The sequence below is a fragment of the Tindallia californiensis genome, from assembly GCF_900107405.1.
Classification (GTDB): domain Bacteria; phylum Bacillota; class Clostridia; order Peptostreptococcales; family Tindalliaceae; genus Tindallia; species Tindallia californiensis.
Window position 1 is genome coordinate 69374 of record NZ_FNPV01000006.1, and the last position, 12866, is coordinate 82239.

Annotated in this window: 10 protein-coding genes; 2 read left to right on the forward strand and 8 right to left on the reverse strand. The window is 39.6% G+C overall.

The window, feature by feature from the left end; all coding sequences use genetic code 11:
• The first annotated feature begins 150 nt into the window (after window positions 1-150).
• A complete protein-coding gene (locus BLV55_RS09405; RefSeq protein ID WP_093313741.1) occupies window positions 151-1203 on the forward strand; it encodes a GGDEF domain-containing protein in 1053 nt (350 codons plus the stop codon).
• Window positions 1204-1207: 4 nt separating this feature from the next.
• Here the strand turns inward: BLV55_RS09405 and BLV55_RS09410 are convergent, their stop codons facing one another.
• The 5 genes from BLV55_RS09410 to BLV55_RS09430 all read right to left on the reverse strand — a co-directional run bounded on the left by BLV55_RS09410 (window position 1208) and on the right by BLV55_RS09430 (window position 7986).
• Complete coding sequence (locus BLV55_RS09410; RefSeq protein ID WP_176968351.1) at window positions 1208-1990, reverse strand: MBL fold metallo-hydrolase; 783 nt, start codon at window positions 1988-1990, stop codon at window positions 1208-1210.
• Between the two features lie 102 nt (window positions 1991-2092).
• Window positions 2093-3391, reverse strand: a complete 1299-nt coding sequence (locus BLV55_RS09415; RefSeq protein ID WP_093313745.1) for a helix-turn-helix domain-containing protein — start codon at window positions 3389-3391, stop codon at window positions 2093-2095.
• Window positions 3392-3842: 451 nt separating this feature from the next.
• Window positions 3843-5036, reverse strand: coding sequence for a M20 metallopeptidase family protein (locus BLV55_RS09420; protein ID WP_093313747.1), 1194 nt, complete (start codon window positions 5034-5036; stop codon window positions 3843-3845).
• 47 nt (window positions 5037-5083) lie between these two features.
• Window positions 5084-6616, reverse strand: coding sequence for an AbgT family transporter (locus BLV55_RS09425; protein WP_242870090.1), 1533 nt, complete (start codon window positions 6614-6616; stop codon window positions 5084-5086).
• A gap of 74 nt (window positions 6617-6690) precedes the next feature.
• Window positions 6691-7986, reverse strand: a complete 1296-nt coding sequence (locus tag BLV55_RS09430) for an amidohydrolase (RefSeq protein ID WP_093314087.1) — start codon at window positions 7984-7986, stop codon at window positions 6691-6693.
• Between the two features lie 301 nt (window positions 7987-8287).
• Between BLV55_RS09430 and istA the strand changes: the two genes are divergently transcribed.
• The gene (gene istA / locus BLV55_RS09435; RefSeq protein WP_093313751.1) at window positions 8288-9679 is read left to right on the forward strand and encodes an IS21 family transposase; all 1392 of its coding nucleotides are present in this window, start codon (window positions 8288-8290) and stop codon (window positions 9677-9679) included.
• A 216-nt stretch (window positions 9680-9895) separates the two neighbouring features.
• Here the strand turns inward: istA and BLV55_RS09440 are convergent, their stop codons facing one another.
• The 3 genes from BLV55_RS09440 to BLV55_RS09450 are packed head-to-tail and all read right to left on the reverse strand — an operon-like array spanning window position 9896 to window position 12850.
• Window positions 9896-10909 carry an ABC transporter ATP-binding protein gene (locus BLV55_RS09440; protein WP_093313753.1) on the reverse strand — a complete coding sequence of 338 codons (1014 nt, stop codon included), beginning with the start codon at window positions 10907-10909 and terminating at the stop codon, window positions 9896-9898.
• Window positions 10906-11952: an ABC transporter ATP-binding protein gene (locus tag BLV55_RS09445; protein ID WP_093313755.1), complete on the reverse strand. Its 1047-nt coding sequence runs from the start codon at window positions 11950-11952 to the stop codon at window positions 10906-10908. The genes BLV55_RS09440 and BLV55_RS09445 overlap by 4 nt, the downstream gene beginning before the upstream one ends.
• 1 nt (window position 11953) lies before the next feature.
• Complete coding sequence (locus BLV55_RS09450; protein ID WP_093313757.1) at window positions 11954-12850, reverse strand: ABC transporter permease; 897 nt, start codon at window positions 12848-12850, stop codon at window positions 11954-11956.
• Between the last annotated feature and the right edge of the window lie 16 nt (window positions 12851-12866).

Here is a 12866-nt window from a genome sequence, read left to right on the forward strand (position 1 = left end):
TTACTACGCTTGAAAAGCAAAAAAGTTTTTTTGACAAGTTTCTTTTTTAGGGTTTTCATCGGACGAATGTGTGTTAAAATAGGTAGCAGGTACTATTTTTATCCTTAAGCCGCAGACCTTGAACCTTCTTATAGAATTGGAGGGATCGTATTGAATTGGCACATTCCTAGGAATAGTCACTTAACCAATATGAAAGATCAAATATTTCTCACCAGCCTCCGCATTGGGTTGGTGGCGTTTATCGTTGTTGCTCTTATTAACCTTATCAATTACCGTCCTGTATCCAATATTATTTCGCCCCTTCTCGGTGCTGGCTTTATGTTTTTTCTTCATCAGTGGTATCCTACAGAAAAAAGCAAAAGAATTCGTTTGCTTTTTTTATGCTTCTTGTGCTTGGTATACCTACCTGCCGCATGGCTTACTTCGCCCGGCTCTTATAGCGCTATGTCTTTTTATGCTGTCTTGATGCTCTTCCTTTGTTTCATTGTGATTCAAGAAACATGGGAATACATTTTCCCTGCCCTGTTTACAGTCTTGATGATCATTCTCCTTCATTTAGAACCACAGCATCCGGAGCAGTACTATTTTTATTCCGATCCTTATCTCAGAGCCTTCGATTTGTCTATTAATTTTGTAGTTGTTTCAATTACCCTATTTGCGTTGATCTTTGTCCTAAACCGTTCCTTCAACGATGAACATCAGCGAATTTATCAATATTCTATTACCGATCCTCTTACCAACTTATTTAACCGCCGGTATCTGCACCATTTTCTAACCCGTTTGATGGAAGACAGCCGTTTCCCAGACATCACCTATTCCCTATTGTTGATGGATCTTGATCATTTCAAGAAAGTTAACGATATCTATGGTCATCCAGAAGGCGATCAAGTCCTCAAAGAGTTTGCAACTGTCTTAGAAAAATCTTCCCGTAGAAATGATGTGGTGGTTCGTTTTGGAGGGGATGAATTTTTATTGCTTTTAATGGATACCGATGAACCCGGAATTTCCGTTGTTGAAGAACGAATTTTGGAACTCTTTCAACCAATTTGCGACAGATATCCCGATATCCCTTTATCTGTAAGTTTTGGAAGGGCTACTTGTTCTTCCGGCTCTGTAGATGAAGTAATTAAAATAGCAGATGATATTCTCTACCAAAGCAAAGATACTTCCAGAAAAAATGGTGTTTCCCGATCAGTCGAATAAAGGCTTATATTTCTATCCTCTCTCCCATTTCTTTGAAAAAAACCGTTTTTACAAAATCTTGCTTGCTGCGTAGATAGCTTTTCTGAGTAGCTTTTCTCCAACCCCACCTGTCTTTATCTGGGTCTGGCAAATGAATAACAGCCATTTTTTTGGGGGCAATATATTCCCGTACCAATTGCCTTGCTTTTGGAATGCCCGCATAAGGGAAATTAGCTAGCAACACATCCACCACTTCTTCTTTTAGCTGAAAAGTGTCGAAATTTTCTTTTTCTGGTGCCGCATCACCTAAATGCATCACCTTTTTTCCTCCATCCATCAGATAGGCTAAGTGAAGGATCGCCGTATCCGTTTCCCCTTCATGCCGCATGGCCATCCCTTTTATTCGAAGCCCTTCTAAGTAGATGGTTTCACTCTGTCCCAAAGCAGGATTCATTCCATATAATCTTTCTGATGAAACATCTGGTGCCTCTTTCCTAAGAGAGAAAATCACTTCTTCCGGTGCAATGATTTTGGTTTTTTGACTGTTTCTTAAAAAAGAAAGCACCCGCTCTGCATCAAAGTGATCGCTGTGCTGATGCGTCACTAGCAAAAAATCGATCTGATCATAAGGCGGTTCCTGGTTCAGTAGTTGCTGATAGATATCTTCCGGCGTACTTTTAAACATGGGAATCTTCGACTTAGTCAAGGCATCAATAAGGATCCTTTTGCTCCCTATTTCCACTAATACTCCTGAATTTGCAATGTATTGAATCCTTTCTGTTTTTTCCTGCCAATCACAAGAACGCATTCTTTCACCTCTCGTTTCCTTCTGATTATTCAACCTTTCTCTATGATAATACCAACAAGGCTTTATTTGCATATCGATCAACATAATCTAAGTGTCTCTGTGCTATAATTGTAGCTCATATATCTTTCTAGGCCTTCCTTTTCCTTCACTTTCTTCTCCAACAATCTTAGAATATCCCTTTTCCTCTAAAGCACCTAAAATTCGACGAGCACTGCGTTCAGTCATTCTCAAATAGTGGGCAAACTCTTTTGCCGTAACTTTGCATCCATGTTTATCCATCATGGCAACAATTCGATTAACACTTTTTACACTTAATTTTGTTTTTTCAGCTACAGATATAATTTTTTCCTCAAGCGAAGCCAGCCTGTATTCAAGCTGATGCTCCTTTCCAAGCGGTCCTTTGATTCTATGATTTTGATCAACTATAAAAAGGCAATCCCCTCCATATTTTTTTGCATGTTCAAGACCAATTCGTGCATTATGCTCAGCATCATAGGCAGTAGTATCAAACCCTATACCAACACTTGCTCTCATCTTCAGCTTTTTCCGGATTATATCTAAGAGTGTTATTTCACCATGGTTTTTTGAAGAGTTTTCTAAAGATCCACCCGTAGTAAAAATCAAGTATTCATCATTTCCCATTGAGAAAATTCTACCTTTAGTTTCTTCAGCATAGTCTAAAAGAATTCTATGAAAATCTAGCTTAAGCTTTTGCACTCCATATTCTGAAGGGAATTTCTTGATTTCTTTTTTGAATTCATCTATATTTACTACCAACACAGCAATTTGATTATGTCTAAGTTTTCTAGCTTTAACCTCATATAGCGCTGATTCAATTACTTGTCGAATTAGAGGGCGAGTTACTAATACTCTGTACACTGGTATCCCTTCCCTTTGTAAAATCTTGCTTGTTTCTTTCAGACAGGTTACAGCTGCTTCGGTTTTTTCATTTCTAAATAGATTCGTATGATAATCTGCCCACTCTTGATACTTTAAATTTTGCTCATATTCTTTTATAAAAACATTTTTACTGGACATCTCCAAATCTTCGTAAATTTCATTCATTTCTGTTGTTGAGACATTATCAAAACTCACCTTTTCAATGTTCCTGCCACTATTCTTCATTTTCAGAAGCGCTTGGTAAATACTCGTTCCGCTATGCGGCAAGTAAAGACTAGGAATTTCCATTTTCATTTTTTTCATCACAATGTAATATGGTACATGCCCTGAAAAAATAACTGCATCCATTTTATCGATATGTTGTTCTGCCAGGCATATAGCATCTTCTTTGCATCTATACGGCAGAGGAATAAACACTGCTTCTTTTTCATATTCTTTCGAAACTTTATCCATTATCGTTACTGAGTCCTCTGCTCCAATTAATCCAATTGTAAATTTCAATGTTACCACCTCATTTTACTGTTCGTATTGTAACCTAAATCACTTTCAAACTTCATATATCTATTGCTTTTAGCGAGTTTTACAAAAAATATAGTGGCACCCCCTTTGAGGCAGTATAATTGAGTCACCACAAGTAAACCTCTACCAAAAAGAAAGGGTGTCACTATGGTTACAATTATATGCCATCTCATTATGATTAATCAATTGCTTCTCGCTCTAATTGTTTCTGAATTTTTGTTTTCTCGGTTTTCATGTGCTCCTTTACAGTACCTTACTGTTGATTTATTATACATCATTTTATGTTCTTCCATCATCTTTTACTAGAATACATGAGCTCTATTATTCTATCCACTTAGAGAAGATCTAATCAGGTTTTCATTACACTTCTTCAGATATTTCCTTATAAAAAAAACCCTTTGAACCACATATAGTGGTTCAAAGGGTTTTTTTATTATTTATTTAACCGACACCACTCTAAGGCTGTCTTACAAAGAACTTTTGTCCCTAAAGCCAGTATTGCTTCATTAAACTCATAATGTGGGCTGTGGGGTGGATGAATTTCTTCCTCTTCTCCGTATCCTAGCCAAAGAAAAACCGAAGGAACTTCTTTAGCAAAAAAAGCAAAGTCTTCTCCACCCGGAGCAGGTTGATCTACTTCTATATAGGATCCTTCACCAAGCATTTCCTCAGTGGAAAACTTTGCAATTTTTACCATTTTTTCATTATTTATCACAGCTGGATATCCAAAGGTATAGTTAAATTTTGCTTTTGCATTCATTGCCTCAGCACCTTTTTCAATGACAGTCTTCATTCGATCATGAATTCGAAGACGTGTTTCTTCGTTGAAACTTCGTACTGTTCCATAAAAGTGCACCCTCTCCGGAATAGTATTGTACTGAGTTCCACCTTGCATAATCCCTATCGACATAACGCCTTGTTCGAAAGGACTTATATTTCGACTAATCACAGACTGAAGATTAACAATAATCTGCGAAGCCGTTATAATAGGATCGATTCCCATATAGGGGAGTGATGCATGAACCCCTTTTCCAACAACTTCCACATTGAATGGATCTGAGGCCGCCATTATGGGACCCACTCGCGATCCAACTTCCCCTACTTTCAATTTAGGCCATATGTGCATTCCCACCATAGCTTCTATTTTAGGCTCATCTGAAAGCACACCATCTTTTATCATATGTTGTGCACCACCACCTGTCGTAGCATCCTCTTCGGCTGGTTGAAACACAAGCTTCACAACACCACATATCTGATCTTTCATCTCATTTAAGACTTTGGCACAGCCGAGTCCCATAGCCATATGACCATCATGCCCACAAGCATGCATAAGCCCCTTATTCAATGACTTAAATTCAGTTTCTACCTTTTCTTCCATTTCCAACGCATCCATATCAAACCTAATTCCAATGGTACGTCCTGCCTGCTCTCCGTAGATTACTCCAACTAAACCAGTGTTGTAATATCCTTCCTTAACTTCAATTCCCAGGTCTGTTAATGACTTTTTAATATATTCTTTTGTTTTCCATTCTTCCTTACTTTTTTCAGGGATCTGATGAAGAGCTCTTCGATGATTAATAATCCATGCTTCGTTCGCTTCTATTTTGTCTCTAACAATTTCATTCATATTTATCAGCCTCTTTTTTAATATTGTCCATCTTTAACCAATCGTACTTACAACAGAATACTTCCGCCTGGACCTAACGGCAATCCAAGTATATGCCATACCGATAACATAATCATCCATACTACCATAAATGCAATTGTATAAGGCATGACCATAGACATAACCGTCCCGATTTTAGCTTTTTCTTTGTCATATTTAGCAAAAAATCCCAAAACAATTGGAAAGTACGGGAACATAGGCGTAATCGCATTTGTTACTGAATCACCAATTCTATAAGCAAGCTGAGCATACTCTGGTGAGTATCCTAGCAGCATGAACATTGGCACAAACACTGGTGACAGCAATGCCCATTTGGCAGCACCACTTCCAATAAAAATATTGACCACAGTACTCACCAAAAGAACTCCTAATACCATCGGTAATCCGGACCAGCCCAATGTTTCTATCAGATTTGCCGAACTGACCGCTAAGATCATACCTATATTCGTCCAGTTAAAATACTGAACAAATTGAGCAATGACAAAAACCAATACGATATACCCAGCCATCCCTTCCATTGCCTTTGTCATTAACTTCGGAACATCTGATTCAGATCTAATAGTACCCACCGTTATTCCATAAACCACACCTATAACGATAAACCAGAATAGTATAAAGGGTACAATCCCTCTTAAAAATGGTGACGGCACAAGGGTACCACCTTCCCCTCTAAAAGGAGAGTCTTGGGGAATCAACATTATCACTATTGCCATCCAGTAAATTAAGCTTGCAATTCCTGATCTTAAAAGACCTTTTGTTTCAATCGCCGAGACCTTAAATTCATCTTCTGCCAACTCAAAATCTTCTTCAGGTATATATTCGCCCGCTTGCGGCTCAACAAACCTTTTTGTAATATACGCCCCTACCACCGTAAGAACAAATGTGGATGCAATCATAAAATAATAATTAACAGCTGGTGAAACTTCAATACCAGGTTGTATAGTTTGTGCTGCTTCCTCAGTAATCCCAGCAAGCAACGCATCCGTACCAGCAATAAAAATATTTGCTGTAAAGCCAGCACATGCCGCTGCATATCCAGCCGCTATACCCACTAAAGGGTTTCTTTTCGTTCCATAGAAAAGCGCACCTGCTAAGGGTGGCACAATGATAATAGCCGCGTCAGACGCAATATTTCCTACAATCCCGATAAAAAAAACTGATAATAGTAATAGTTTTTCAGGTGCTCCTAACATAACCTTCTTCATAAAGGCTGACATAAAACCTACTTTTTCAGCAAGCCCTATCCCCAGTACCATCGTCAGCACAAGTCCCAGGGGCGCAAAACCCGTAAAGTTGCTAATCAAATTCAATACCATCCATTGCAGCCCATCACCAGACAGTAAATTTTTGACTATTATTTCTTGACCATCAATGGGATGGATAACAGAAATGCCCATATGACTGGCAACCAAAGAAATCATCATAACTACGACACATAGTATAACAAATAAAGTAAAAGGGTGTGGTAATTTATTCCCAGACCTTTCTACAAAATCAAGAAATTTGTTCAGCATAGATCTTTGCTCTATTTGTACCTTCACTGGCATTACCTCCTAAAATCTTATTTTTATCTGCTACAAGTACAACTTTTCGTCCTAAATATTTCTCGACCTCTCTACCTTCCTGCTATTTTGAGTATGACATCCTTATAAAGACATATCCCTTTCATTAAAACTGCTTCATCAAAATCAAATCCTTCGTTATGATGAGCAGCTTTCGTTTCAGCACCAAAAAAGATATAAGTCGCTAAGCCGCCCCGCTCTTGCACTGATTTCATCATAAAAGTCGCGTCTTCACTTCCACCCAAATACTTTTCATTAATGACTCCTGTGATTCTTTCTTTATTTTCCAGTGCTACCTCTTTAACAATATCAACTAATTCCTCGTCGCAATCAGCCGCAAGTGCCTCGCCCTCTTTTTTCATAGAGACGTTATTGCCATACATCTTTGCAGCACAATTCAGTATTCCAGCGACTTTATCATACATATAATCATTTAATTCAGGTGTCTCACCACGAGTTTCAATTTTCAAAGTAGCTGCTGGTGGAATGACATTGCGCCCTATTCCTCCTTGCATCACCCCTACATTAACTCTAGTTATACCCTTACTATGAGGTGAAATCGCATGAATATTAAGCACTGCCGTAGCCGCCGCCAAAAGTGAATTTTTTCCTTCTTCTGGTGCATTGCTTGCATGAGATCCTTTTCCATAAAAATATGCATCCATCTTAGTCGTAGATAAAAAACCTGTCGTTTTAGGGGCAATGAATCCAGTTTGAAGATTAAACCCCAAATGCCCAGCTAGAAAATAGTCCACATCCTCTAATAAACCTTTCCCTACCATCGCTCTAGCACCTCTTACGCCTTCTTCCGCTGGTTGAAAAATAAGTTTGATAGTACCCGTTAGGTTTTTTTTTTCTTTTATCAGCAATTCTGCTAAACCTAGTCCCATAGCGGTATGACCATCATGTCCACAGGCATGCATCATCCCTTCATTGACAGACGCAAACCCTTCTTTTGTAGGTCTATGCTCCAAATCTTTTCGCTCAATCACGTCATTAGCGTCTATGTCAAAACGAATCGCAATAACTGGTCCGGGCCTTCCAGTTTTTAAAATTCCAACAGCTCCCGTATACCCTTCCATTTTTTCAATAAACTTTGAGTTTCCGCCTTGTCTTATACCACGCTCAATATGATTTGAAATTTCTTGCTCAGCGTCCCTTCCCATCACCATTGGTATATGAATAACTTCTTTGCCATACTTCACTTCCAATCCTAATCCTTCTAATATTTCAATAATTCTGGATGTTGTTCGAAATTCCTTCCATCCCGATTCTGCATAAAGATGGAACTCCCTCCTATAGCCAATAACTTTTTCTTCCACTTCTATCACATCCTTTCTGGCATCCAACCTAAAATGCTTTCTTTTTTCCCTTACCAATTTATAATGTTTTTTTTAACCTATCCCCCTTCCTATAAGGCCGTTCATTTACGGTCTATTTATGGAAATGTCCTTATGTATCTTAATATTCGACATTTATTTTGAAATTCCTCTTTTATTTTTATTTTATTTTTACTTTATTTTTTCGTTAAGGTTTCAAACGTATTTTTCACATGTTTATGATAATCTAAAAATACCCCACCATATTAGTTGAAAAATCCCCCAGAAGAAGTACAATTAACCCTATGACATTTCATAGGGGGCTAAGGGGATGATCCGTTTAGTGCAAAAACAGGAAATCATATTAAAACATTTTAGAGAAGGGAAATCACAGAGAGATATTAACAGGGAAACAGGTATTTCCAGAAAGACAATCCGGAAGTATATTGAAAAATATGAGGAGCAAAAACAAAGAGTTCTTGAGGGGGATCCAGAAGATAAAGAAATCATCAATGAGTTTATGGCACCACCTAAATATGATAGTAGCAATCGTGTACGAAAGAAGCTGACAGATGAAATCATCGATCGCATTCATTTTTTCATAAGAGAGAATGAAAAGAAAAAATCAACAGGAAGGAGCAAACAACAGAAGAAAAAAATTGATATTTATGAGTGTTTAGTGGAGGAAGGGTTTGACATTAGCTATACAACCATTTGTAATTACATTAGAGAATATACGGAGACTGTCAAGGAAGCCTATGTCAGGCAGGAATATCAGCCAGGAGAGATCTGCGAATTTGATTGGGGGTATGTTCACTTAACGATTGACGGGAAACCAAAAATGGTTCAAATGGCCGCTTTTACCAGCGCAAAAGGTAATTATCGGTACGCGAACTTGTATCACAACCAAAAGATGGAAAACTTTTTAGATGTTCATGTGAAATTCTTTAATGAGATTGGAGGGATTTATCAGACGGTGGTCTATGACAATATGAAGGTGGCTGTAAAGAGATTTGTCAGTAGAACCCAAAAGGAAGCGACGGAAGATCTGTTAAAGTTATCGCTGTACTATGGCTTTCAATATCGGTTTTGCAATGTTTGTAGAGGGAATGAAAAAGGCCACGTCGAGAGAAGTATTGAATACATCAGAAGAAAAGCTTTCAGCAAACGGGATACATTTGACAGCCTGGAACAAGCGAATCAATATCTACAGGAGACGTTGGAAAAACTCAACGCTCGTCCGACAGAATACCAGGAAGGGAAAAGCCCGGCGGATATCCTGGAGGAAGAAAAGCCCTACCTGCTTGAATGGATGCCAAGTTATGATACGGCAAGGACTTCTGAACTGAGAGTCAATAAATACGCCGTGGTCAGTATCGATGAAAACAAGTATTCAGTTCCTGATGACTTAGTGGGCCGGTTTGTTTTTGCTAAAGTATATCCGGAAAAAATCTTACTGTATCATCAGGAAAAGCTGGTAGCCGAACATTTGCGAAGCTATGGTGCCCATACCTGGAGTATCAATATCCAGCATTACTTCAACACCATAAAAAAGAAGCCTGGGTCCCTTCATTCGAGCACAGCCATGCAACAAATGAACCCCACGCTTCAATCCATATACAATTATCATTATACCGAAAATCCCAAGGATTTCATAGACCTTTTAGAACTATATGATAATGTTAAAACACTTAGACATACCAGAACATGCGGCTATGAATAAGTTTTTTCAAAGCTTGTATTAAGTGTTAAACTGATTCATTTATCGGAGTCTGTAGCTTAAGTTTTACAAACAAAACAGATTTCAAAAAAGCCTAAAGTGCTTAGCTCCAGTGGAGATCGAAGCCAAGCACTAATATCATAGTTTTTTTCAATTACTTATCTGCTTGACAATGGTCAGTTCAGACCGTCTCTTTCCTCTTTTTTATGATAACCCTTTTTAGTGGTCTTCATTTTTAATCTGCTCTTCTTTGGCAAAAATGCAAGCATGCTGATGACCCTCAAATACTTCCGTATAATCATGATTACAAGTCTTGCAAGCTTCCTTGGCGTAAGGGCAACGTGGCCCAAAGCGGCAACCTTCCGGCAGATTGATTTGATCTGGTGCTTCATCATCAATCAGAATACGCTTTTTTTCATAAGTGGGATCGGCTACCGGTACGGCGGATAATAATACCTGAGTGTAAGGATGCTGCGGATTTCTCACTACTTCATCCACCGGTCCAATTTCCATTATTTTCCCAAGATACATAATGGCAATACGATCACATAAGTACTTGATCGTAGAAAGATCATGTGAAACATAGAGCATGGTAAGACCCATTTTTTTTCGAAGATCCTTTAACAGATTGAGAATATCAGCCCGAATGGAAACATCCAGCATCGAAACTGGTTCATCCGCAACCAATACCTTCGGTCCGACCACAATCCCTCTGGCAATAGCGACCCGTTGCCGCTGACCACCGGACAGTTCGTGAGGATACCGGTGAACATAATGGGCTGCTGGTTTCAGTTCCGCAATCTCAAGGACCTCCATCACTTTTTCATAAAGAGCTTTTTTATCTTTCAGTCCATGAATTCGCAGAGGTTCGGCAATGGTTTCAAACACATTGAAACGAGGGTTTAGGGTTTCGTAAGGATCTTGAAAAATCATCTGCACTTCTTTCCGGAAACTTTTTTGTGCCTGTTTGTCTTTAAGATTCAATGGGTGACCATCAATGGTAATCGTGCCATCTGTTGCTTCCTGAAGTCTTACCAAAATTTCGCCGGTGGTGGTTTTTCCAGAACCACTTTCGCCGGCCAGTCCTAGGATTTCTCCTTTATCGATGGTCAGGTCAACCCCGTCGATGGCCTTTACAAACTTTTTCTCTTTATTAAAAATATCCTTAAATCCTTTATTCACTGGATAGTACTTTTTCAGATTTTCAATTTGAATTAAAGGGCTTCCGCTCAAGAGACATCCCTCCTTATTTCTTCAATAATCCGTTCTCTTACTTTTTCCCAGGTTTCCCGTTTCTGACTTTCTTCCCGGAATCTTTCCACTTCTTTATTATGGTGACAAGCAGAAAGGTGATTGGGTGCCACTTCTTCCAAAGGAGGCTGCTCTTCCATACAAATTTCTGTCCGGAAAGGACATCGGGCACGGAATCGACACCCAACCTGCTCTTGCATCAGATTTGGCGGTGATCCGGGTATGGAAATCAACTCTTCGCCAATTTCATGAATACTGGGAAAAGCATTGTTAAGTCCTAGGGAATAGGGATGAACCGGTTTCGTAAAAAAGGCTTTCGTAGAAGCTTTTTCCATTATTTTTCCGCCATACATTACAATAATGGTTTCACAGGTTTCGGACACAACGGAAATATCATGAGTGATAAGGATCATGGAGCTATTGATCTTTTTTTGAATTTCAATCACCTGTTGCAAAATTCGATCCTGAACCACTACATCCAGTGCTGTAGTCGGCTCATCCGCAATAATCAGTGAAGGATTCAGGGTTAAGGCCATGGCAATAATGGCCCGCTGTTTCATGCCGCCACTCATCTGATGCGGATAGCTTTTCAGCCGTTTCTCTTCCAAGCCAACCATTTTGAATACTTCAATGGCACGTTCTCTGGCCTGTTCTCGGGTCATATCCGTATGAATTTGTATCCCTTCAATGAGCTGATCTCCAACGGTATATACCGGATTCAATGCATTCATCGCACTTTGAGCGACCATTGCAATTTCCGTTAACCGAAGTTTGCGAATTTCTTCTTCGGTTTTGGTTACCAGATCTTCTCCCTTAAACATCATCTGTCCTTCACTGATGCGACCATTTTTCGACAGGAGTCTCATAACAGATTTAGCCAAGGTCGTTTTGCCACAACCACTCTCTCCAACCAAACCCACACTTTCTCCTACTTCCAACGAAAATGAAACATCTTCCACCGCTTTTAGCACACCGTCTTCTGTCGTATATTCAATACTGACATTTTTAACATCCAATAGTGCCATTTTATCGCCCCCTCAATCTTGGATCTACGACTTCTTCTAAGGCTCTGGCTAAAAAGAAAATAGACAGAAGCAACAGAACAATGGCAACACCGGGAGCTGTAATCCACCACCAGGCTACACGGGAGTTACCGGTACTAAAGACAATGTGCAGGATTTGGCCCCAGCTGGGAACCGCTGGATCGCCAAAACCAAGAAAAGCAATACTGGCTTCAGCGGCAATTGCCCAGTTTACCATAAATGCCATCTCCAACAAGATTAACGGGACTACGTTTGGCAGAATATACTTGAACATCAGCCTCAAATCACCGGCACCTGCCACCCGTCCTGCTTTAATATACGGCCTTTTGGCAATGGAAAGCACCTGAGAACGTACCAACCTTGCCACCGTCCGCCAGGAAAGCATGGATACTGCCAGAATAACATTCCAAATACTCGGCCTCATCACGGCCGATAACACAATCACAAAAGGAATAAACGGAATGGCATAGAAAAAGTCGACCACCCTCATTATCATGGTGTCTATCCATCCTCCATAATAACCTGCAATAATTCCCACCACAGAACCGATAACGGTTACCAGCAGCGCTGCCAATAAGCCTACCATTAAGGCGGTTTTGGTTCCCAATACTACCTGAGAATAAATATCACGACCTACATCGGTGGTTCCAAAAGGGTGAGCACGGGAAGGCGGTTCCAAACGACGAATACTACCTTCTTCATCATAATGCCGATCTCTGGGTCCATAAGGAGCAATTACATCGGCAAAGGCGGCCACCGTTAAAAAGAAGATCAGTAAAACCACACCTATCAGTGCCAATTTATCCCGACGTAAATTTTTTACAAACAGCCTGAAAACACTTTTGCTGTTCCCTTTCTTCTCTAATGCTGCAACGTTCATGCTTTCACCTCTCTTT